Here is a 22,408-nt window from a genome sequence, read left to right on the forward strand (position 1 = left end):
TGGCACCAGTGTTTGCTCATGGACCCATCCCGCAGCCTCCGCCGCGGGATGAAGGTCACACAGAAAGCTAACGATACTTCTCGATAAAGGCATCAATCGGCAGGGCGCGGATGTCCGGCAGGGCCGCCTTATACGTATCGCGGTCCCAGTTCCAGACCGCGATGTCCTGCAGGGCCTCGGCCTGTTCTGTGCTGAACCTGCGTTTGATGACCCGCGCGGGCACACCGCCGACCACCGTGTAGGGATCTACATCGCGGGTCACAACGGCCCCTGCCCCGATCACCGCCCCCGTCCCGATGCGCACACCGGCCGTCACGGTCACCCCATGGCCGATCCAGACATCATGGCCGATATTCACCCAGTGATCCTTGCGCCAGTCAAAGAAATCATGATCGTCGGCACCCAGTCCGTAGGCCTCGGCGCGATAGACGGAATGATGCTGCACCGCGCGCCAGGTCGGGTGATTGCCGGGGTTGATCCGGGTGGCATTGGCGATCGAGCAGAACTTGCCAATCGTGGCCCACACAACGTGGCAATGTTGGGTGATGTAGGAATAGTCCCCCATCTGCGCGGACTTCATCACCGTGCCTTTGCCCACCTCTGTCCATTGACCAAGGTCACAGTCGGTGACATCGGCCTCTGGATGGATGGTCGGGGCTTCGGACAGACGTTTCTTGGATCCTGCACCACTCATTTCGCACCATCCCATTTGCCGATAATGCGCTGACGGATCAGGCCTGACAGGTAGTCGATCAGATAGACCATCGCGATGATCAAAAAGATGATTGACCAGGCTTCATCCCATTTATAGGCCGCGATCCGATCCGAGAGCAGGAAGCCAATCCCCCCGGCCCCGACAATCCCCAGGATCGTGCCCGAGCGGACATTGGATTCGAAGTTGTACAGCAGGATCGACAGGATCACCGGATTGACCTGCGGGGCAATGGCATATCGGATCTGCTGCAAACGGGATCCACCTGAAGCCTTAACCCCATCCACGGGCTTTTTCGATGTGTTCTCAATCGCTTCGGAAAACAGTTTGGCAAAGGTGCCGATTTCTGAGACCGCAATCGCCAGGATGCCCGGCAGCGGACCAAGGCCAAAGGCGCGGATAAAAATCAGCGCAAGGATAAGGGTTTCAAAGGCACGGATCACATCATAGCCCCGGCGTGTGGTCTGGCGCAGCAGGCTAAAGCGGTTAATGTTCTTGGCCCCCAGGAACGACAGGGGAAAAGCCACGATCGCGCCCAATAGGGTGCCAAGGAAGGCAATCGCCAATGTCTCCCCCAGGCCGTTCAGAACCTCGGAAAAGTCGCGCCAATTGTCCCAGACATGGGGCGGAAACATGAAGCTGAGAACCGTGCCGAGACGCCCCAGTCCCGTCCAGATCCGTTCAGGACTGAAATCAAAGGCCCAGAGGCAGTAGCAGAACAGCCCGATAAACCCGGCCCACAGTGCCGCCCGGCGCAGACGCACCGGCAAGGGCGCCTGAAAGGCCAACGGCACACGCTCTTTGGCTGCGGCGATCTCTTTTGCTGTTAGGGTCATACCCGGTCCTCCAGGCCAATCACGCGGTGGCGCAGTTTTTCTGAACCGTAGTCAATGATCACAACGGTCACGAAGATGATGATGAAGAGAGCCGACAGGTCAGTGTATTCCTGAAAGGACATCGCGGTGCGAAACTCCTGCCCCAGCCCACCGGCGCCGACGTAGCCAATGATCGAACTGGCCCGAACGTTGATCTCAAACCGCAACAGGGTGTAGCTGAGGATGTTCGGCAGAACCTGCGGCACAGCGCCGTATCGGATTTGGTCAAACCAGCTGCCGCCCGCGGCCTTCACGCCCTCAAGGGGGCGCATATCGATGTTCTCATTCACTTCGGAATAAAGCTTGCCCAATGCGCCCGTTGCATGCAGACCAATAGCCAGCACACCGGCCATTGGACCAACTGAGAAGCAGAAAACAAAAATCAGCGCCCAGACCAGTTCCGGCACAGTGCGCGCGATTTCCAAGTAGCGGCGGGTGATCCACAGCACCCACGTGTTGGGTGCCAGATTGCGTGCCGCTGGAAAGGACAACAGGAACCCGCCGAAGACGCCAAAGACCGTCGCCATGAAGGCGATCAGGATGGTTTCAAACAGCAGGTTCATCCAGATCTTCCAGCGCCAGAACCAATTGGCCAGATCTGCCCCCAGAGTGTCCCAATGCAGGGTCGGGATGGTCTGCGAAATGTATTCCCCCAGCCGCGGCAGACCCGCCGGAATGATCCAGCGCCAGTCCCGCGATCCGTCAGGCAGGGTGATCTGCGTGACCTTGAAGAAATCGCCCAACCAACTGGACAACGCAAAGAGGATCAGGAACAGCGTGGTTCCCAAGGTCCAGTTGCGCAGAGAACGGCGGCGTTGCGCGGCATAGGCACGCTCGAATTCAGCAAGGGTATCTGCGCCGCCGCCAGAAGCAGCCGCCGCACCCGCTGACAGATCAGCAGACATGGTCATGAAAGGTCTTCCCAACAAAGAAAAAGGGAGGGCGACAGCCCTCCCTCCAGATCGATAGATCAGCTGTTGCTGCGACGTGCGGCCTTGATCCAGGCGCGCATGTCCACGATCCACTGATAGCGGTCAGCGTCCACGCGGGTGAAGCCAACTTTGTTGTTGTCATCTTCCGGGTCATAGGACGAGTACAGCTTGAAGCCCTCAGGATCTTCGGCCGGGAAGGTTTCGATGACGGCGGTCACCTCTTCGATCATCTCGGCAGGCAGGTTCTTGCGGAACGTCCACGGGCCGGTGGTGATTTCCGGGCTCTGCCAGATTTTGCAGATTTGACCGGGTTCGATCATGCCTTTGGCTTCCATGCGCTGATAGATGCCGTTTACGTCGTTGTTCTGATAGGTCGAGGCGGTGTCGAAAGTGCCGTTGTAAACGCCCTGCACGTCCGCTTCGTGGCTGCCACCAAAAGTTACGGTGCCAAAGTGCTCTTCCGGCTTGAAGCCCTCTTTGTTGACCATGTTCCAGTAAGGAACCGCATAGCCCGAGGTCGAGTCCGGATCGGCAAAGGCGTGAACCTTACCTTTGGCATCTTCCAGCGAGGTGATGCCCGAGTCACAGCGGGTCACAACGATCGAGTAATAGCCGGTGGTGCCGTCTTTCTTGATGTCGGTCAGGGTCGGAACAACGCCACCGTTGGTCGCGGTATAAGCCGCCGCGTAGGACGAGGAGCCCAGACGCGCGATTTCGATCTGATCGGCGGCCAGCGCCTGGATCACACCGTCATAGTTGCCTGCGGTGAAGATCTCGACCTCGATACCCAGCTTTTCTTCCAGGTATTTTTCCAGCGGCGTGTAGCGCGCGATCCGGTCTTTTTCGTTCTCGCCCGACAGAACGCCGAACTTCAGAACCTGATAATCGTCTTTCCAACCATCGGCCATAGCCGGGGCTGCGATGAGAGCCGCAAGAGCGGTGGCAGTGATAAAACGCATGTGGATGTCCCCTTGTTCGCGTTTTCGGAAGCGTTAAGCCGGCACGGGTGTGCGGATTGCAGTAGAGGTGACGGCTTCGTTGAATTCTCTCAGCCCCTCGAGGCCATAGATGTCGCGGACGACATCGTCGGTCAGCTGTGCGGCGGTGCCGTCAAAGAACACGCGCCCCTGGCGCATGGCGATGATGCGGTCACAATAGGCGCGGGCAGTGTCGAGGGTGTGCAGATTGACCAGAACGGTGATCCCATCCTCGCGGTTGATGGTCTTAAGCCCATCCATAACGAGGGTGGCGTTTGCCGGATCCAGTGAAGCGATAGGTTCATCGGCCAGCATGATCTTTGGCTGCTGCACCAGCGCTTTGGCGATGGCGACACGCTGCTGCTGCCCGCCCGAGAGGGTGCCCGCCCGCTGCAGGGCCTGCGGCACCAGATCCAGACGGTCCAGCGCCTGAATGGCCATCGCGCGCTCTTCATCGGAAAACCGCATCGCCATCGAGGACAGGAAGCCATGTTCGGCCAGCCGCCCGATCAGCACATTTGTCAGAACATCCAGACGTTCAACCAGATTGAACTGCTGGAAAATCATCGCGCAGTCACGCCGCCACGCCCGCAGCGCCTTGCCCTTGAGCGCGGTAATGTCCTTGCCGTCAAACAGGATCGATCCTTCGGTCGGATCGGCCAGCCGGTTGATCAACCGCAACATAGTGGACTTACCGGCGCCGGACCGGCCAATCACGCCGACGAACTGGCCGGGGCGAATATTCAGCGTTACATTGTCCACGGCACGGGTGTCACCAAAATGGCGCGACACGGCTTGCAGGGATAGCTCAGAACTCATCTAAATCGCTCCGGATCAATTCATTCGAATGTTTCCAGAGCTTTCTATGCGTCCAAGCTAACGGCCAACGAACAATTGGGTGACGCTGTTTTGATTGTTTTATGACCCAACCATGACAGGCGTCTCAGCGCTGCAGCCCGCTCAGGCGGGTTGCAGTATTGGCTGATCCAAAAGGGCAACATCGCCCACAGAATGCACGAACCGACCGGCCCGCATTGTGGCTGTGACGCGCGGCAGCTTGCCCGTTTGAACAAAGGCAAGGTCGGCCAGCAGTCCCGGTTTGATCTCCCCCCGGTCTGTCAGGCCCAGCGCCTTGGCGGGGTTGCGCGTCACCAGCGCCATTGCGCCGGGCAGTCCAGCCGGATCGCTTTGCGCCAATGTCATCACCGCGGTCAGCATCGCCCCCGGATGATAGTCCGAGGCCAGAATGTCCAGCAGCCCGTTTTCATGCGCCAGACGGGCCGATAGGTTGCCCGAATAGCTTTGACCGCGCATCGCATTCGGCGCGCCCATGGCTGTCATCATGCCCCGTTCCGCACCGATCTCAGCAGCCTCCAGCGTGACCGGGAATTCGCTGATCACCGCGCCGATGTCCGCCATCAGATGCGCTTTCTCGCGGATGTCATCGTCATGGCTGGCCAATGCAACTGCGCCAGCACGACACAGATCCGACACGGCCTTGAGGTTGCTCAAAATGACCTGCTGCGGGCGACTGCGCTCAGCAATCCGGGTAGTGACAATCTGCCGGGCCTGGGTTTCAGACACGCCCTCACGCTTTGCGAGCTGGCGAATGTGTTGTTCCAGATCGCGGTACTGCCCCTGCCCCGGCGTGTGATCCATGACCGAAACCAGATCCACCTGCCCGTCCCGGATCAGATCGCGCAACACTTCAACGGCGTTATCAAAGGTAATGTCGAACCGGGCATGAATACGGTGATCCACGGCACAGTGAGCACGCAGCGCATGCAGACTGCGGATCACCTGACTGGTGTGCTCAAAAGAACGCCGTTCGCCGCTGCGCACCCCGCGCGAGAAGCTGACAGCCGCATAGGCTGTCGTGATCCCACAGGCCGCAAGCCGCGCATCCAGATGGGCAAGGGCCACCTCCATCGGGAAATCGACGTTTGGACGTGGCTCCAACTCGACCTCAATCATGTCACCATGCATGTCGATGAACCCGGGTGCGACCAGCGCGCCACCACAGTCGATGCCATGGTCCACGGGGGTTTCGCGCACCTCGGCAATGCGATCCCCGTCGATCCGCAACGCCCCGCTGCTGATCACCCGATCCGATAAGACAAGGGACAGATTAGACAACCACATCTTCGCGCTCCTCATTTTCCAAGCCTGGTGTCAGGTCGATCACACGGTCAATCAGCTGCGCCACATCATCGGGATGATGAAACACACCGATCATCGCGGTGCCGGCCGCCTTCAGCTCCCTCAGGCGGGCAACCAATGCGGCGCGCGCTTTCACATCCAGCGAGGCGGTCGGCTCATCCAGCAGCAACAGTTTCTGTGGCAGGATCAACGCCCGTGCCAGATTGACCTTCTGCTGTTCCCCGCCTGAGAAAGTCGTCGGGTAGGCCCGCCACAAATCTTCCTTCACGCCAAATTCCGCCAGCCATTTGCGTGCTTCCTTCAGGGCTGCCTCAGCCGATTGGCCCGCCAACCTCAGAGGTTCCGCCACCAGAGCCTCGGCAGAGACGCGGGGGCGTGCGACAAGAAACTGGGTGACGAACCCGATCTCCTCGCGCCGCAGCAAGGTGATATCCACATCAGCCGCCCGCAAGAGGTCAATCGCCCCATGGTTTGAATGAAAGATCACCTGCCCCGCCTGTGCGATATAAGACCGGTAAAGCGTGCGCAGCAGCGTCGATTTCCCGGCGCCGTTTTGGCCTTTCAGCAGCAGAAACTCCCCAGCCCTCAGATCAAAAGAGATCTGATCAAAGGCCGCCAAGTGGTTGCCCAGATGGTGCATCGTGAAGCCTTTGGTCAGGCCCTGAACTTCGAGAACGGTTGTCATAGCTTTGCGTGCACCAATTGTTGCGTATAGGCATGTTGCGGATCTTGGAAAATCTGATCGGCCAGTCCGGCCTCCACCACTTCGCCGCGGCGCATGACCATCACGCGGTCCGCCAGCGTGCGGATCACCCCAAGGTCATGGGAAACGATCACCATGGTGATCTTGCGGTCCTGTTGCAGCCGTTTCAGCGTGTCCAGCACCAGGGCCTGAACGCTGACGTCCAGCCCGGTAGTCGGTTCATCCAGCAGCAGCAGCGCAGGCTCCAAAGCGATTGCCTTGGCCAGTTGCACACGCTGTTGCATCCCCCCTGACAGTTCTGCCGGAGGCGCATCCAGACGATCCAGTGGAAACTCCGATGCCTCCAGCGCATCGCTGGCTTTTTCGCGCAAGACCGCAAAGCGGCGCTCCCCAGCGACCAGCAGGCGTTCGGCCACATTGCCCGAGGAGGAATGTTTCATCAGCAGCCCCAGATGTGGGTTCTGATAGACAATCCCGATCCGCGTGGCACAGAGCATCCGACGGGCGAACCGGTCCAGATCGAACAGATTACCCTCAACCTCGGGCAGATCCAGCGTGTAGCTGCCGCTGTCAGGTGTTTCTTCCAGATTAAGCATCCGAAGGAAAGTAGATTTCCCCGATCCGCTTTCGCCAACAATGCCCAGTACTTCGCCCGGGAAGACCTCGACCGAAACACTCCGCACCGCCTGAACCGCTCCATAGGTCTTGCTGACGTTCTGCGCCCGCAGCAGCGGTGCGGCCTTTATCAGTTTGGGTGCATCTATCGTGATAGTCATGACGGCATCTCCCCGTCGGTATACCAGGTTTCGCCAAATTCAACGCGCTCACCTTCGGCTTGTTTGATGGTTTTGACGCCGAACTCGCTATCCGAAATCTCATAGGTCGAAGATCCGTCATCCTGCGGAATTTCGTTCATGAAGAACCCCTTGGCGCCAGAGCGATTGCAGGTCAGACCCCCATGGTCTTCGACCTTGTAGGGCACATCGTCAAAGACCAGCGGTTCAACCCGTGTGAAGGGCGGCACCGCGTGAATACGTTTTTCGCGCCCCGCCGACAGGATGGTCAGATGCTTGGCCATATGCAGTTTCGGCACATCCCAGCGTGGGATCGGCGATGGTGTCATCACGTGACGCCCGTTCACCAGCGACGGGTAGCTAGCCCCCTGCATCACCCGGCCTGAACGCACGATCTGTTCATAGAGCTGCAGCCACATACGGCCATAATCCGCATCCGCATGCATTTGCCGCGCGATTGACATATTGGGCTGCACCGGGCGCAGCGGTTCGGGGTTAGGCACCTGCAACACCAGCACCTGATCCTCACGCAGCTTTTCTTCGGGGATGCGGTGGCGTGATTGGATCAGATCCGCCTCAAGCGTGTCCAAAGTGGTCGGCGCACCGGACACCCGCGCCAGAAAACGGCGGATGGAGGCGGCATTGACGGAATCATCGGCGCCCTGATCGATCACCTTGACCCGTTTGGACGGGTTCATCAGGGTCAGTGACACCTGCAAGCCCCCGGTGCCCCAGCCGCGTGCCATTGGCACCTCACGGCTGGCATAGGGCATCTGACAGCCGGGCACGGCCACGGCCTTTAGCATTTTGCGCCGGATCTCACGCTTGGCTGAGGCATCGAGGAAACCATAGCTCATCGGCTCCCAGTTTTTGGTCAATGTTGCAAGGCTCATTCGGCTGGCTCCTTCCGGGATGCGGCTTTCGCTTTGGCGTCCCGCATTGCGTCCAATGAAGATTGGAACGTCACGTAGTGGGGCAGTTTGAAGTGAATACAGAAGCCCGAGCTTTCGACACCTTCGGTGTGGTAGATGAAGAACTCTTCTTCGGTGGCAGATCCCTTTTCAGCACCAGCGCTGTTCAGATCCAAAGTTGCGGCAGAGATGCATTTGACCTCATTCCAGCCCAGCGTGGCGGCAAACCCCAACTCCAGCTTTTCGCCTTTCTTGGACACCACTTCAGCCTGGCTCACCTTGACGCGACCTGCCGAAAACGCGGTGCCATTGGGGTGGCGCACCATGATATCGGCCTCAGCAAGGCGCAGCTCATTCACAGTGGGATGGGCCTGCCCGTAACCGCGCATCGCTGCATAGCCCAGCGCCAGTGCGCCGCCTGTTTCAGCACGGGCCAGACTTTGCAGCGTATGCGCCCGCTTGGCTGGAAACAGCAGCGGTTCGCGGGTCACATCCGGGATATCTTCGGGCGCGGTGTCATCAATTGGCGGCAGGTCCACCAGATCGTTATCCGCCTGCCATGCCGCGACTGAGGGCTGATAGGCCGGTGCGGGCTGTGCCGCAGGCTCCACCTCCGCCGGTTTGAAGGGGAACCCGTTTAGAACATCCGTGGCCAAAATCCGGTGCGAGTAGTCCAGCGTTGGCCCCAAAACCTGCCCCCCCGGAATATCCTTGAACGCGGCCGAGATCCGGCGATGAGTAAACAGCGCGTCCTGCGTGATGGGATCAGCGACCTGCAAACGCGGCTGCGTCGTACGCCAAGCCCGCAGGACCAATACCGCCTCAAACAATTCCCCCCCGGTTTGGGCGAGCGCCAAAGCAGCCAGATCCTCATCATAAAGCGAGGCTTCGCCCATCACCCGGTCAATCAGATAGGGCATGGCCGCTTTGATTTCGGCCACGCGGGCTTCGGTAATTTCGCCCATTTCAGCACGGAACAAACGCTCTGCCTGTTCAATCGCGCGTTCACCGCCACGGGTTGCAACATAGGCCATTACAGCACCTCCACTTGGGTGGAACGCGGCATGCCCAGCACCCAGTCACCATCCACCAGAAACAGATCAAACCCCATCGGATACCGGATCCGCTGCCGCCGCAGGTCCCAGAACCCCTCGGGCAAGCTACCAACAGTGACCTCAACCGTGGTTTCGATCCCCGGCCCTGTCAGGCGCAGCTTTGGGCCTTGGCCAAGCACCGCGCGCACCACAAGGGTTGCGCCATCATCGGGGTAAAGGTGACTGCCCAGATCAAGGCCGTTCACAACGTCCAAATCCTGCAGAGCGCCCGCGAAAACATGATCCGCTGCGGGCAAGTCAGCAACAATCGCGCCGGTGGCAAGAACTATCGGCATCAGTAGCGGGTCGGCACAAAAGACGCGGCATTCACGATCGAGCAACGCCTCAATGATCGACGCTTCACCGGGTTGGGGCAGCCTCTGGATCGAACCCGGTCGGCTAAGCGCGGTCAGCAAGGCGTCGAAAGCTTGGTTCGAACGGCGCTCCGCCTCGGAGGGGATGGGTATCGCAGTCATCAGAACGTCTCCATATCGACGCGGGTGGCTTCCACCTGACAAAGGCGCGCGTGGTCTTCCGCCGCCTGTGTGCGCTGCTGGGCGTCAAGGAATGCCTGACACTCGGCAGACGCAATGCCGCTTTGCAGGGCCGCATCGATCAGGGCCATGGCCATGGCCGCTTCCAGATCGCGACCACGGCGCATGCCGTAACCTTCGATGTCACCACATGTGATATGCGCCTCACTGACCAGCGCCTCACCAAGGTGAAAGGCTGTGCCCTGCGCCGTATCGCGCATGGGCAGCATGACCAGACCGGTCTGGCTTTTCAGCACTTCGACGTCGCCCAACAGCGGGATCAGCGTTTCCGCAAAGGGCTTTATTGCCTCCGCTCCGCTTCTTGCCAAAATGCTAAGGTGTGAGGAGTGAGGCGTTTCCATTTCGCTACTTCCTGTCAGTGGACATTGAGAATTTCACACGCAGCGCCGACCAGATCACTTCCTTGTAGCTGAGCGCTGTGCCCTCCAGCGTTTCATCCAGGGCGCGGATCACCACGACGGGGCTGTCGACGTGCTGCTTGAGCATCTTGGCCTCTTCCGGGCGTGCCAGACGGCTGTGCAGGGTGGTTTCGGCCCGCAGATAATCGTGGATCCCGTAGGTCTTATAGGCCTGCGTGGTTGAGCCCAGCACATCGCGGCGGGCTGCAAAATCAGGGAATTTTTCCGGGTCGTGATAAGAAGCGCCAAAGGCAATCGGGACAGCGTTGCCATAGGTGATGCGGCGGCTTTCCAGCACTGGCGCCCCGGGGATCATCCCCAGCGCCTGTGCCACACGCTCGCTCGATTTGACCAGCTGCGCCGACAGCAACGCGCTAGACATCTCAACACCCTGAGCGCCGAGGTTTTTGCTTAACCTCGTGCGTGCCCCGATCTCATACTCCAGCAAAGGAGCCGTTTCGACAAAGGTGCCCCGCCCCTGCTCGACACTTAGCGTGCCCTCTTTGGACAGCTCTGAAACGGCGCGGCGAACCGAATGACGCCCGGCCCCGAACTGCGCTGCAAGCTCCGGCTCAGTAGGCAATTTTGCCCCGGGTTGGAATACGCCCGCTTCGATATCCTGTTTCAGCTGGTCACGCACCAACCGCCATTTTTCTTTCACCATCAGACCGCTCATTCATTCGAATGAATCCGATCTAGCTTGTGGCGGTAACAGAGAAATGACGATTTTCTCGTCAGATTATTTTCGGATACCAATTTCCCCCGCAGGGTTTTCTACCCGGCACCCAACCCCCAAAACAACACCGGCCCGCTAAGGTGCGGGCCGGCGGTTGGGTTAGATGTGCAACGCATGCCCCAGTGCGCGTAAACAGGCCTCTTGCAGGCCTTCGGACTGGGTCGGATGGGCGTGGATCGTCGATCCGATGTCTTCCAGACAGGCACCCATTTCGATGGCGAGCGAGAAGGCTGCGGAAAGTTCAGAGACCCCGGCGCCAACTGCCTGCAGCCCCAGCACCGCATGATCGGCCTCACGGTAGACCACCCGGATGAAGCCATCTTCGCGTTCGCAGGTCATCGCGCGGCCATTGGCCATGAAGGGAAATTCGGACGCTTTGGTGCCCTCAACCTCGCCCGGCAGGGCGCCGCAGGTGACAATCTCAGGGTCGGTGAAGCAGACCGCCGGAATGGCGCGCTTGTCCCATTCCACGGCATGGCCAGCGATGTGCTCCGCCACCATTTCGCCCTGCGCCATCGCCCGGTGGGCCAGCATCGGCTCCCCGGTGACATCGCCGATCGCATAGATCCCGCGCATGGAGGTCTGGCAGGTCTGATCGATCCGAATGAACGGCCCGTCCAGCGTCAGTGCCAGTTCCTCCACGCCGATGCCCTGCGTCCGTGGACGGCGGCCGACGGTGACAAGCACTTTGTCGGCCTGAACAGCCCCCTGATCGGCGGTGAGTTGGCCCTCGGCAAAGCCTTCGGCCTTGGCCCCGGTCATCACGGTCACACCCAGCGCCGCCAGACGTTTGGCCACCGGCGCGGTCAGCGCCTTGTCATAGGTTGGCAGGATCCGATCCGCCGCCTCAACCACGGTGACCTTGGTGCCCAGTTTGGCAAAGGCCGTGCCCAGTTCCAGACCGATATAGCCGCCGCCCACAACGGCCAGTGTCTCCGGCACGCTGTCCAGTGACAGCGCCTCGGTCGAGGAGAGGATGTCGCCGCCAAACGGCAGGAAGGGTAGTTCAACCGGGGCCGAGCCTGAGGCGATCACCACATGTTCCGCGCGGATCTGTGTGACCTCATCGCCATTGCTGACGGCGACGGTTTTGCCATCAAGGAAGCGGGCCCGCCCCTGCACATACTGCGCGCCCGCGCGTTTCATCAGCCCGGCAACGCCGCCTGTCAGACGGGAGACGATGCCGTCTTTCCAGGCAACGGTTTCGGCCAGATCGATGCTGGCACCCGCGGTTTTGATGCCCAAGGGACCATCATTCGCATGGGTGATCTTGTGGAATTCATCCGCCGCATGGATCAGCGCCTTGGAGGGGATGCAACCGATGTTCAGGCAGGTGCCGCCCGGTGCGGCCTCATCCACCACAATCGTGTCAATACCCAGCTGGCCGGCACGGATCGCACAGACATAGCCGCCGGGACCCGCGCCAATGATCAGAAGTTTACATTTCTTATCCGCCATTTACCCCTCCACAAACAGCATCGCTGGGGTTTCCAGCAGGGTCTTGAGTTTCTGCACGAACACCGCCGCGTCCCAGCCATCGATCACCCGGTGATCAAAAGAGCAGGAGATATTCATCATCTTGCGCGGCTGAAATTGCTGCCCGTCCCAGACCGGGCGGATCTGCATTTTATTGACGCCGACAATGGCCACCTCGGGGTGGTTGATGATTGGCGTGGTTGCCAGCGCGCCAAGCGGACCCAGCGAGGTGATGGTGATCGTGCCCCCCTGCAATTCATCAATCTTGATGGTGCCATCACGGGCGGCATCGGCCAGCCGGCCAAGCTCGGTCGCATTGTCCCAGAGGCTGCCTGCCTCAGCGTGGCGGATCACCGGCACGTTCAACCCGTTGGGGGTTTGCGTGGCGATGCCCACATGCACCCCGCCGTGGCGATGGATCACACCGGCCTCATCATCATAACGCGCGTTCAGCTCTGGCTGTTCGCGCACCGCTTCGACGATGGCGCGCATTAGGAACGGCAGGATGGTCAGCTTGGGGCGATCGCCCTTGTGTTTGGCGTTCAGCGCCGCGCGGAGGCTTTCAAGCGCCTCCATCTCGACCTCTTCGACGATGGTGATATGCGGGATCTGCCGTTTGGAGATCTGCATCTTCTCGGCGATTTTGCGGCGCATGCCGATGACGCGCACCTCTTCGATGCCGGTGTTGGCAGCGCGGGTCACGCCGCCCTGCTGGATGCCGCCAGAGGCGATCCAGCGGTCCAGATCCTCATGGCTGATCCGACCGGCAGGGCCGGACCCCGTCACCTGACGCAGATCGATGCCTTCGTCACGGGCGCGGCCACGCACCGAAGGCGACGCCAGCGGTTTGGTGCCCTGCGCGCGTGCCACGATATGGGCTGCGGAGGGCGCAGGCGCCGGTGCGGGTTTGGGCGCAGGGGCGGCTGCGGGTTTTGGCACCTCCGGCTTGGGGGCCGGCGCGGCGGCGGGCGGTGTTGCGGCGTCTTCAGCGATGTCGCCTTCGTTGCCTTCGCCGTCCACTTCGATCCGGATCAACACGGCGCCAACGGCCATCAGCGTGCCAATCTCACCGCCCAGTTCGACCACTTTGCCCTCAACCGAGGACGGCACTTCCACAGCGGCCTTATCGGTCATGACAACCGCCAGGATGTCGTCTTCTTTAACGATATCGCCCGGCTTCACCTGCCATTCGGTCAATTCGGCCTCGGCAATGCCTTCACCGATATCGGGCAGTCTGATTGCGTGAATACCCATGGCTTACCCCTCCATCACTTTTTTCAAGGCTTCCCCAACACGGGCCGGACCGGGGAAATATTCCCATTCCTGCGCGTGCGGATAAGGTGTGTCCCATCCGGTCACGCGGATCATCGGCGCCTCGAGGTGGTAAAAACAGCTTTCCTGCACAAGGCTCATCAGCTCAGCACCAAAGCCCGAGGTGCGGGTTGCCTCATGCACGATGACGCAGCGGCCGGTTTTTTGAACGGAGGCCACAATCGTGTCCAGATCCAGCGGCATCAGGGTGCGCAGGTCGATCACCTCAGCGTCAACACCGGCCTCTTCTGCGGCGGCCTCGGCGACGTAAACCATTGTGCCGTAGGCCAAAACCGTCACATCCGCGCCTTCGCGGGTGATCTTGGCCTTGCCCAGGGGAATTGACACATCCCCATCTGGCACATCGCCCAGCGGGTGTTTCTTCCATGAGGTCAGGGGCCGGTCATGGTGGCCGTCAAACGGGCCATTGTATAGCCGTTTGGGTTCGAGGAAGATCACCGGATCGGGATCCGCAACCGCCGACAGGAACAGCCCCTTGGCATCGGCTGGGTTTGAGGGGATCACCACCTTTAGCCCTGACACATGGGTAAAGATCGCCTCGGGCGATTGGCTGTGGGTCTGCCCGCCAAAGATGCCGCCGCCGGTGGGCATGCGGATCACCAAGGGACAGGTGAAATCCCCGTTTGAGCGATGCCGCAGGCGCGCTGCCTCAGACACGATCTGGTCATAGGCGGGATAGACATAGTCGGCGAACTGAATTTCGATCACCGGTTTCAGCCCATAGGCCGCCATGCCAATGGCGGTGCCCACGATCCCGCTTTCGTTGATCGGGGCATCAAAGCAGCGTGCGCTGCCGTATTTTTCCTGAAGGCCAGCGGTGCAGCGGAACACGCCGCCGAAAAACCCGACGTCTTCGCCAAAGACCACCACTTTGTCATCCGCAGCCATCGCCACATCATGGGCGTCCCGGATGGCTTCGATCATTGTCATCTGTGCCATGGTTAATACCCCGCTTCCTGACGTTGCCGGATCAGATGAGGCGGCATGGTTTCATAAACCCCTTCGAACATGTCGCGGGGGCTGGGGGCCTGACCGTCACCAAGGGTGCCGACCGCTTCGGCCTGTTTCTGAATGGTAGTGACCTCATCCAGAATTTCCGCTTCGGCCTGTCGGTGACGGTCCTCAGTCCATTCACCGATAGCGATCAGATGCGCCTTGAGGCGTTCCAGCGGATCGCCCAGGGGCCAGGCGTCGGCTTCGCTACCGGACCGATAGGCCGATGGATCATCCGAGGTGGAATGCCCGCCCGCGCGGTAGGTCACATATTCGATCAAGGTTGGCCCATGGCCCAGACGGGCCCGTTCAGCCGCCCATTTGGCCACCGCATGCACCGCCAGATAATCGTTGCCGTCCACCCGGATAGAGGCAATGCCAAAGCCATGGCCGCGCGCTGCAAAGGTGCCGACACCGCCACGTGCGATGCCCTGGAAGGTCGAAATGGCCCATTGGTTGTTGACGATATTCAACACCACCGGCGCCTTATAGGTAGAGGCAAAGACCATCGCAGAATGGAAATCGCTTTCGGCGGTGGAGCCATCCCCGATCCAGCCGGTGGCGATCTTGGTGTCGCCCGAAATGGCCGAGGCCATGGCCCAGCCCACCGATTGCACAAACTGGGTGCCAAGGTTGCCTGAGATCGAAAAGAACCCATGCGCCTTAGACGAATACATGATCGGCAGCTGGCGACCGTGCAGTGGATCTTCGGCGTTGGAATAGATCTGGTTCATCATCGTCAGCATCGGATAGTCCGAGGCGATCAACAGACCGGCCTGACGATAGGTGGGGAAGTTCATGTCCCCCGGCTGCAGGGCGCGGGCAAAGGCGCAGCTCACCGCCTCTTCACCCAGATGCTGCATGTAAAAGCTGGTCTTGCCCTGCCGCTGTGCGGTCTGCATCCGCGCATCAAAGGTCCGCAGCGTCATCATGTGACGCAGGCCTTGGCGCAGCTCCCCCGCCGTCAGGGCCCCGGCCCAGTCCCCAACGGCCTGACCGTCCTTGTTCAGGACCCGCACAATGGAAAACGCCATATCGCGGATCGTGTCGGGATCCACATCCACAGGGGGGCGTTTGACCTCCCCGGCGCGCGGAATTTCAAAATCCGAAAAATCAGGCGTGTCGCCGGGTCTGCAGCCCGGTTCCGGCACATTGAGTGAAAGCGGTTCATAGGTAGATGTCATCCGACCCCCCTCCGGTCTGGGTGAACGCAAGGGGCATGCCCTGCGGTAAGTCTGAGTCTTCTGCCACCAGCATAACAGATCATGGCTGGCGCAGGCTCGGCTGCTCAGTATTCTAGGGGCAACAGAGTAGTTGCTTAACGCAATTCTGACAGCTATCCTGACCTAAGTCAGCGTCAAATCACTAAGGATCTGCGGAAACATGGCCAAAATCACCCTAGATCATCTGGATCGAGAGATTTTGCGTGCACTGGAGGCTGACAGTCGGATTTCACTGGTTCAGCTGTCTGAACGCATTGGCCTCTCCGCCACCCCCTGCAAACGCCGTTTGGCGCGGCTACAGGACAGCGGGCTGATCGCCCACTACGGTGTGACGCTCGATCGCAAGGTCGCGGGCCATGGCATCACCGCCTATGTCTCGGTCGAATTGGAGCGTACAGACGCCGCACAGATCGCCGATTTCCAACGACAGGTCAGCCTGTTTGAAGAGGTGGTGACCGGCACGCTGATGACCGGAGCTCAGGATTTCCTGTTGGAAGTCGCCGTCGAAAGCCTTGAGGAATTTGACATGTTCCTGCAATCAAAACTGATGCGCATTCCCGGCCTGCGCAACGTAAAATCCCGGTTTGCCTTGCAAAAATTCATCAACCGCAACCGGTTGCCGTAATTGCTCTCTGCCGGTGATGCTTTCAAAAGCTTCTCCATTATTGGGCTGGCAAACCCTCGGGGATTGCGCTCTAAATCGGTGCCCTTGCCAAAAACCGACAGGGACGAAAATCGCGACAGTGATCCTGAAACAATCTTCCTTTTTGGTTGGAGGCTATTATCCTTGGCAAGGTCATGATTATGAACCGACGTCATTTCCTCGCAAGTAGCGCTGGGCTAGCCCTGTCCGCCTGCGTGGCCGGCAGGTCCCCGACGGCAACGGGGGCTGGTGTCAGCAGCCTGCCATCAGACCTCAAACCAGTAGCCAACCCGGCATTTGCAAATTGGATCGCGAATTTCAGACCACGCGCGCGGGCCGCAGGCATTTCCGAAACTACCCTGCAGGTGGCTTTTGCAAATGTTGGCTATCTGCCCGGGGTCATCACCCGGGACAGAACCCAGATCCAAACTCGGCGCACTTTGGAAGAATACCTGTCGATTGCCGCGTCAGATGACAGGCTGACAAAAGGCCGCGCCGCTTTGACGAAACATGCAAGTACACTTGCCGAGATTGAACGGAAATACGGTGTCAGCGCGCTGATCACTGCGGCGATTTGGGGCATGGAAAGTCAGTTTGGCGAAAAGCGTGGACAGATCCCGGTGATCTCCGCCACGGCGACGCTTGCCTTTGAAGGCCGCCGTGGCGCCTTTTATGAAACGCAGCTGATCGCCGCCTTGCGCATACTTGAGCGTGGCGACATCTCAGCGGCCAAACTGACCGGCAGCTGGGCCGGGGCGATGGGGCACACGCAGTTCATTCCCACCTCCTACCAATCTTTTGCTGTCGATTTCACCGGTGATGGCAGGCGCGATGTCTGGGGGCAGGATCCAAGCGACGCGCTGGCCTCCACCGCCAGCTATCTGGCGCGCAACGGCTGGCAATCTGGATTGACTTGGGGGGCGGAAGTCGGGCCTGGCGCACCGGCAGGGCGCACTCTTCAGCCGCAACAGGGCGGCGTCAGCTTTGTGGTCACCCGCAATTTCAATGTGCTGAAGACCTATAACAATTCCGATTTCTACGCGCTCGGGGTGGGCCATCTCGCCGATCGCCTCGGCGGGGCGGGACCCCTGCGCGGAACCTTCCCGCCGGATGCCAATGGGTTGACCAAAGAGGATCGGCTGGCACTCCAACGTGGTTTGCAAGCCAAAGGGTACGACGTTGGTACGGTCGACGGCGTGATCGGCGCCAAAACCGAAGCCGCCATTCGGGATTTCCAAAGACGGCTAGGGCTGGCAATCACCGGCACCGCAAACCGCGATCTGCTTGCCCGCCTGAGCTAAACAAGCCTCATCCCAGCTCACACCTTTGATTGGCGCAACGCTGTGGTCAGGGCGTCCCATTGGCGGCGGCGGATGGCGCGTTTGGAGGCGAGGAGCCAATAGGTTTCGCCATGTGGCAGCACCTCAGACCCCAGTTGCACCAGCCGCCCTGCCCGCAGATCTGCGGCGCAGAGCGGCAGTGAGGCCAGCGCGACGCCGAGGCCGGATTTTGCCGCCTCAAGCGTGGCATGAAACGTGTCAAAGCGCAGTGCCTCGGCACCGGGGGAGGCGGGCAATCCAAAGGCGCGGGTAAAGGCGTGCCAGTCCGGCCGCGGGCCGGTGCAGGCGATCCGTGGCAGGGCGGTCCAGTCGCCCAGTTGCTTCACCGGCCCTTGCCCTGCCCCCTGCGCTAGCAGTTGCGGTGCGGCAACCGGCGCCAGCACCTCATCATAAAGCGGCATTTGATAGTGATGCGGCCAGTTCCCAGTGCCATAGCGGATCTGGATCACCTCATCCAATGTCGCACTCTGGCCGCCAAGCACATAGGATTGCACGGAAATTGATGCCCCCGTGACGCGCTCAACCTCAGACAGGCGGGGGATCAGCCACAGCGCAATCACCGACTGGCTGGCGGAAAAGGTCAGATGGGTGCGGTCGCGCGCAAACAGCATCTCCGAGCTTTCGCTCAACTCCTGCAGCGCCGCCTGCACATGGGGCAGCCAGGCCTCGCCTTCAACGCTCAGCGTAATGGTGCGCGCCTGCCGCAGGAACAGCTGTGCGCCCAGATGCGCCTCCAGTTGGCTGATGCGTTGGCTGATCGCGGGCTGGGTCAACCCGGTTTCGCGGGCAGCGGCGGTAAAACTGCCCAGCCGTGCGGCCGCCTCAAAGGCGCGGATCCATTCCAGTTGCGGCAGTTGAAAGCTAGGCTCTTGCATAAATCAAACCGATACTCAGAGGGCTTTTTTCTGATTTGAGTTTATAATGGGAATGGCTGACAAGGAAGCCACAGATGACTGAGCCAGCCTGAAAGGTGCCCCATGCAAGCTCTTCTCGACGCCAGTGGCGATTTCCTTACACTTGATAGCAATGACGGCGCTTTGCGGTTCCATGCCATTTGGCTGCGCGACAATGCGCCGGATCCTGAGACCCGCGCGCCGGGCAATGGCCAACGGCTGATTGCGCTGCGCGACATTCCCGCCGACACCCGGATCAGCGCCTGCGCGATCACCGCCGCCGGGCTGGAGGTCAGCTTTGCCCCGGAAGGCAAAACCGTGGTTTTTGATCCCAACTGGCTGATCGCCCATGCCTATGATCGCCCGGCACCTGAGGCACGCGGCTGGCTGCAACCGGATATCGCCACCTGGGACAGCGGCCTGCAAAACGACGTGCCCACCGGCCATTTCGCCGAGCTTTCCACCCGTTGCAGTGCCTTTGACGGCTGGATTGACGCCGTGGCGCGCTATGGTTTTGGCAAGATTGAGGGCGGGCCGATCGCCGATGGGGCGCTGTTTCAGGTTGTTGATCTGTTCGGCCATGTGCGCGAAACCAACTATGGCCGCCACTTTGAGGTCCGCACTGAGGTGAACCCCACCAATCTGGCCTTCACCGGGCTGGGGCTGCAGGCCCATACTGATAACCCCTACCGTGATCCGGTGCCTTCCATGCAGGTGCTCTATTGCCTCGAAAGCTCGGCCGCGGGCGGGGAAAACATGGTGGTTGACGGTTTTGCCTGCGCCCGTCGTCTGCAGGCGGAAAACCCGGCCTATTTCGATGTGCTGGCCAACCACTGCGCCCATTTCGAATATGCCGGCGAAGAGGGCGTCTGCCTGACCGCGCGCCGTCCGATGATCGAACTGGCGCCTGATGGCGAACTGGTGTGCGTGCGGTTCAACAACCGCTCCCTCGCGGCGGTGACCGACATTCCGTTTAATCAGATGGCGCTGTGGTATGCCGCCTATCGCCGGTTGGGCGAGATTATCGATGACCCGACGATGGAGGTGACATTCCGTCTGGAACCGGGGGAAGGGTTTGTTGTCGACAACACCCGCGTGCTGCATGCCCGCAAGGCCTATTCCGGCACCGGCACCCGTTGGCTGCAGGGCTGTTACGCCGACAAGGACGGCCTGCGTTCCACCCGCGATGCCCGCCGTCGCGCGCTGCAGGAGGTGGCAGAATGAGCGTCACCGTAAACGATCTAAACGCCGACAACATTGTGGAATTCCTCGCCTCGATCTTTGAACGGCGCGGCGCCGAGGAATATCTGGGCGAGCCTGTGACCATGGGCGAACATATGCTGCAGGGTGCCACAATCGCGGAGCAGAACAACCAACCGGATGAGATTATCGTGGGCGCGCTGCTGCATGACATCGGCCATTTCACGTCTGAGTTTGGCACATTCACCATGGATGACACCGAAGACCGCCATCATGAGGATGCCGGCGCTGAGGTGCTGGAACAGTTCTTCCCCACAGTGGTGACCGATTGCTGTCGCTATCACGTTGCGGCCAAACGATATCTCTGTGCCACCAAACCCAGCTATTTTGACCGCCTGTCCGAGGCCTCCATCCACTCGCTGAACCTGCAGGGCGGGCCGATGTCCGCCGAAGAGGTGGCCGAGTTTGAAAAGAACCCCAACCTCAAAGAGATCATTGCGGTGCGCTATCTGGATGAGGCGGGCAAAATCGCTGATATGGAGACGCCGGATTTCCGTCACTTTGCCCCACGGGTGCAGCGGCTGGTCGATGCCCATATGCGAGGTCAGTCATGAGCGCGCCTGAGTATATGTTTGAGGCCAGCAGCAAACCGTCGCTGCCCTGGCATGAGGTGCCGCTGATCCGCGCCACCAACGACAGCCTCAAGGGTTATGGCCAGCTGGTCGAAGACCCTTCCACCTTTGACATTGAAATCACCCGTTGGCCGCAGCAGGGCTGGCGGCCAATTGATGAGGGCACCGGCGATGAAGGCGGCTATGTCGAGGGCACGTTCAAATGCGACTGGCGCGGGGATGTGCTTTATGGCGAAAACGAAGCGGTGAAAGGCAACTATGTGCTGGGCTGGTCCAACAATCCGCAAAAAGCCCGCACCGACAGTCAGACCGCCCCGCGGGATCAGGTGCTGTTGTGGCATATGAACTACCACCCCGATGGCGGGCAGCTGTTCTTTCCGCTGGACCGCAAACCCTTCATCGTGCCCGCCGCCCTGCCCGGTGACAATCTGGGCCCGGAAAAGGTTGTGGCCTTCTGGAGCGATGGCAGCGTCGGAATCTATATCCATGCCGGCATCTGGCACGAAGGTGTCTTCCCGGTCGAGGACAGCCAGCGGTTTCTGGACCGTCAGGGCGCGGTACATGCCCGTGTCAGCGCCGATATCGGCAAGGAATTCGGCGTCTACCTCAGCTGCCCGTTGACCGCTGACAAGGTGAAGGATCTCTGAGCGATGACCAAAACCTGTCTGATCATCGTCGATGGGCTACGCGATGACACCGCGCGCAAGTGTTGCAACTGGCTCATGGGCTCGGTGGCCCAAGGCGATGCCCGCCTCTGGACCATGCAGGCCTGCCTGCCCACCATCTCGGCCCCGCTTTATGAAACGATCCACACCGGGTTGGCCCCGGCAGATCATGGGCTGATGGACAACGAAGGCCTGCGCCCCTGCCCCCACCCCAATGTGTTCAGCACCTTGCAGGGCGCTGGCAAAACCAGTGGCGTAGTGGGCCATAGCTATTTCCACAGCCTGTTCGCCGGATCCACCTTTGACCCGTTTGACCATGTGGAGGTAGACGATCCGCACAGCCCGATCACCCATGGCCGCTACTACAGCATGGATGGCTATGACGCCGACAATGCGGTGCAACCGGCGGAGGTGGACCTTTGCGGCCAGCTCTGGGGCATCGCCAAACGGCATGCGCCGGACTACCTGCTGCTGCATTCCTCCAGCTGTGACACGCTGGGGCACACCCACACCGGGTTGGGGGCGGCCTATGAACGGCAGGCCGGCAAGGTCGACAAGGCCCTGGCCCAGCTGATCCCGCGCCTGCGGGAGGCCGGTTATCAGGTGCTGATCACCGCCGATCACGGCATGGATGAACACGGCGATCACGGCGGCGATGCGCCGTCTTTGGTCAACGTGCCCTTCTTTGCCTTCGACACGGCCATCACCGCACCAGAGGGGCAGGTTCTGGATCAACGCGCCCTTGCGCCAACGATCCTGTCTTTTTTAGGGGTTGCCGCGCCGGATACCATGAAGGCCGCGCCCTTGGCCTAGGTTCAGGGCCCATTCATGGTCCCGCAGCGGCGTCAAAAACGCAAAATATCAAGGGTTTGAGGTGCGCCGAAAATAGTGGTTCTATTTTCAAGCGCCTCACGCCATTGAGATGCAGCGGTTTTGGCGTCTTCGATTTGGCGGATTTTCGAACGAAGGCGCACCGCATTGCCTTGAAATAATTCACTATTCCTGCGACCACCGCCGTTGTCTAATTTCAGGGTCATTTCGAAAATCCGCCACACCGGTGCTGGAACATGAATGGGTCCTGAGCCTATCCCAGACCGCGCCCCATTCGGCAACGCATGGGGCGCAGAAAAATATACGCTTTTCATTGAATACCTTCTGAAAAACG

The 22,408-nt window shown here is 60.3% G+C and carries 25 protein-coding genes; 6 read left to right on the top strand and 19 right to left on the bottom strand.

Going from position 1 to position 22,408, the window contains the following annotated elements:
- Positions 1-67: 67 nt before the first annotated feature.
- The 17 genes from TL5118_RS00100 to TL5118_RS00180 all read right to left on the bottom strand — a co-directional run bounded on the left by TL5118_RS00100 (position 68) and on the right by TL5118_RS00180 (position 15,831).
- Positions 68-694, bottom strand: coding sequence for an LbetaH domain-containing protein (locus TL5118_RS00100; protein ID WP_058241634.1), 627 nt, complete (start codon positions 692-694; stop codon positions 68-70).
- Complete coding sequence (gene phnE, locus TL5118_RS00105; protein WP_058241635.1) at positions 691-1,548, bottom strand: phosphonate ABC transporter, permease protein PhnE; 858 nt, start codon at positions 1,546-1,548, stop codon at positions 691-693. Before phnE (TL5118_RS00105) ends, TL5118_RS00100 begins: the two co-directional genes overlap by 4 nt.
- Positions 1,545-2,498: a phosphonate ABC transporter, permease protein PhnE gene (gene phnE / locus TL5118_RS00110; protein WP_058241636.1), complete on the bottom strand. Its 954-nt coding sequence runs from the start codon at positions 2,496-2,498 to the stop codon at positions 1,545-1,547. Before phnE (TL5118_RS00110) ends, phnE (TL5118_RS00105) begins: the two co-directional genes overlap by 4 nt.
- Before the next feature lie 59 nt (positions 2,499-2,557).
- Positions 2,558-3,478, bottom strand: a complete 921-nt coding sequence (phnD, locus tag TL5118_RS00115; protein ID WP_058241637.1) for a phosphonate ABC transporter substrate-binding protein — start codon at positions 3,476-3,478, stop codon at positions 2,558-2,560.
- Positions 3,479-3,511: 33 nt separating this feature from the next.
- Positions 3,512-4,315, bottom strand: coding sequence for a phosphonate ABC transporter ATP-binding protein (gene phnC, locus TL5118_RS00120; protein WP_058241638.1), 804 nt, complete (start codon positions 4,313-4,315; stop codon positions 3,512-3,514).
- A gap of 141 nt (positions 4,316-4,456) precedes the next feature.
- Positions 4,457-5,638: an alpha-D-ribose 1-methylphosphonate 5-triphosphate diphosphatase gene (locus tag TL5118_RS00125; protein WP_058241639.1), complete on the bottom strand. Its 1,182-nt coding sequence runs from the start codon at positions 5,636-5,638 to the stop codon at positions 4,457-4,459.
- Positions 5,625-6,341, bottom strand: coding sequence for a phosphonate C-P lyase system protein PhnL (locus TL5118_RS00130; protein WP_058241640.1), 717 nt, complete (start codon positions 6,339-6,341; stop codon positions 5,625-5,627). The genes TL5118_RS00125 and TL5118_RS00130 overlap by 14 nt, the downstream gene beginning before the upstream one ends.
- Positions 6,338-7,135, bottom strand: a complete 798-nt coding sequence (locus TL5118_RS00135; protein ID WP_058241641.1) for an ATP-binding cassette domain-containing protein — start codon at positions 7,133-7,135, stop codon at positions 6,338-6,340. The genes TL5118_RS00130 and TL5118_RS00135 overlap by 4 nt, the downstream gene beginning before the upstream one ends.
- Entirely contained in the window at positions 7,132-8,046 is a 915-nt protein-coding gene (locus tag TL5118_RS00140; protein ID WP_058241642.1) for an alpha-D-ribose 1-methylphosphonate 5-phosphate C-P-lyase PhnJ, read from the bottom strand. The genes TL5118_RS00135 and TL5118_RS00140 overlap by 4 nt, the downstream gene beginning before the upstream one ends.
- Positions 8,043-9,098 carry a carbon-phosphorus lyase complex subunit PhnI gene (locus TL5118_RS00145; RefSeq protein WP_058241643.1) on the bottom strand — a complete coding sequence of 352 codons (1,056 nt, stop codon included), beginning with the start codon at positions 9,096-9,098 and terminating at the stop codon, positions 8,043-8,045. The genes TL5118_RS00140 and TL5118_RS00145 overlap by 4 nt, the downstream gene beginning before the upstream one ends.
- A complete protein-coding gene (gene phnH / locus TL5118_RS00150) occupies positions 9,098-9,634 on the bottom strand; it encodes a phosphonate C-P lyase system protein PhnH (RefSeq protein WP_058241644.1) in 537 nt (178 codons plus the stop codon). Before phnH ends, TL5118_RS00145 begins: the two co-directional genes overlap by 1 nt.
- Positions 9,634-10,053: a phosphonate C-P lyase system protein PhnG gene (locus TL5118_RS00155; protein WP_058241645.1), complete on the bottom strand. Its 420-nt coding sequence runs from the start codon at positions 10,051-10,053 to the stop codon at positions 9,634-9,636. The genes phnH and TL5118_RS00155 overlap by 1 nt, the downstream gene beginning before the upstream one ends.
- A 4-nt stretch (positions 10,054-10,057) precedes the next feature.
- Complete coding sequence (gene phnF / locus TL5118_RS00160; protein ID WP_058241761.1) at positions 10,058-10,774, bottom strand: phosphonate metabolism transcriptional regulator PhnF; 717 nt, start codon at positions 10,772-10,774, stop codon at positions 10,058-10,060.
- A gap of 171 nt (positions 10,775-10,945) precedes the next feature.
- Entirely contained in the window at positions 10,946-12,304 is a 1,359-nt protein-coding gene (gene lpdA, locus TL5118_RS00165; RefSeq protein WP_058241646.1) for a dihydrolipoyl dehydrogenase, read from the bottom strand.
- Positions 12,305-13,576 (bottom strand): dihydrolipoamide acetyltransferase family protein, encoded by a 1,272-nt coding sequence (locus TL5118_RS00170; RefSeq protein WP_058241647.1) that lies wholly within the window; start codon positions 13,574-13,576, stop codon positions 12,305-12,307.
- Positions 13,577-13,579: 3 nt separating this feature from the next.
- The gene (locus TL5118_RS00175; protein WP_058241648.1) at positions 13,580-14,593 is read right to left on the bottom strand and encodes an alpha-ketoacid dehydrogenase subunit beta; all 1,014 of its coding nucleotides are present in this window, start codon (positions 14,591-14,593) and stop codon (positions 13,580-13,582) included.
- 2 nt (positions 14,594-14,595) lie between these two features.
- Entirely contained in the window at positions 14,596-15,831 is a 1,236-nt protein-coding gene (locus TL5118_RS00180) for a 3-methyl-2-oxobutanoate dehydrogenase (2-methylpropanoyl-transferring) subunit alpha (RefSeq protein WP_058241649.1), read from the bottom strand.
- Positions 15,832-16,030: 199 nt separating this feature from the next.
- On the opposite strand from TL5118_RS00180, the gene TL5118_RS00185 reads away from it, so the two are divergent.
- Both TL5118_RS00185 and TL5118_RS00190 read left to right on the top strand, forming a co-directional pair.
- Positions 16,031-16,495: an Lrp/AsnC family transcriptional regulator gene (locus TL5118_RS00185; protein ID WP_058241650.1), complete on the top strand. Its 465-nt coding sequence runs from the start codon at positions 16,031-16,033 to the stop codon at positions 16,493-16,495.
- Positions 16,496-16,668: 173 nt separating this feature from the next.
- Complete coding sequence (locus tag TL5118_RS00190; protein ID WP_058241651.1) at positions 16,669-17,814, top strand: lytic murein transglycosylase; 1,146 nt, start codon at positions 16,669-16,671, stop codon at positions 17,812-17,814.
- Between the two features lie 17 nt (positions 17,815-17,831).
- Here the strand turns inward: TL5118_RS00190 and TL5118_RS00195 are convergent, their stop codons facing one another.
- A complete protein-coding gene (locus TL5118_RS00195; protein ID WP_058241652.1) occupies positions 17,832-18,728 on the bottom strand; it encodes a LysR family transcriptional regulator in 897 nt (298 codons plus the stop codon).
- Between the two features lie 102 nt (positions 18,729-18,830).
- Here TL5118_RS00195 and tmpA point away from each other — a divergent pair, with 102 nt between their 5' ends.
- From tmpA to TL5118_RS00215, 4 genes are read left to right on the top strand one after another with little or no spacing between them, the layout of a single operon-like run.
- Positions 18,831-19,970 (top strand): 2-trimethylaminoethylphosphonate dioxygenase, encoded by a 1,140-nt coding sequence (gene tmpA, locus TL5118_RS00200; protein WP_058241653.1) that lies wholly within the window; start codon positions 18,831-18,833, stop codon positions 19,968-19,970.
- Positions 19,967-20,560, top strand: coding sequence for a (R)-1-hydroxy-2-trimethylaminoethylphosphonate oxygenase (tmpB, locus tag TL5118_RS00205; RefSeq protein ID WP_058241654.1), 594 nt, complete (start codon positions 19,967-19,969; stop codon positions 20,558-20,560). The genes tmpA and tmpB overlap by 4 nt, the downstream gene beginning before the upstream one ends.
- Positions 20,557-21,225, top strand: coding sequence for an ureidoglycolate lyase (locus TL5118_RS00210; protein ID WP_058241655.1), 669 nt, complete (start codon positions 20,557-20,559; stop codon positions 21,223-21,225). The genes tmpB and TL5118_RS00210 overlap by 4 nt, the downstream gene beginning before the upstream one ends.
- Positions 21,226-21,228: 3 nt before the next feature.
- Complete coding sequence (locus TL5118_RS00215; RefSeq protein WP_058241656.1) at positions 21,229-22,056, top strand: alkaline phosphatase family protein; 828 nt, start codon at positions 21,229-21,231, stop codon at positions 22,054-22,056.
- A gap of 32 nt (positions 22,057-22,088) precedes the next feature.
- Here TL5118_RS00215 and TL5118_RS21485 read toward each other — a convergent pair whose 3' ends face one another.
- Positions 22,089-22,388 (bottom strand): hypothetical protein, encoded by a 300-nt coding sequence (locus TL5118_RS21485; protein ID WP_131727387.1) that lies wholly within the window; start codon positions 22,386-22,388, stop codon positions 22,089-22,091.
- Between the last annotated feature and the right edge of the window lie 20 nt (positions 22,389-22,408).

The sequence above is a fragment of the Thalassovita autumnalis genome, assembly GCF_001458255.1.
Classification (GTDB): Bacteria; Pseudomonadota; Alphaproteobacteria; order Rhodobacterales; family Rhodobacteraceae; genus Thalassobius; species Thalassobius autumnalis.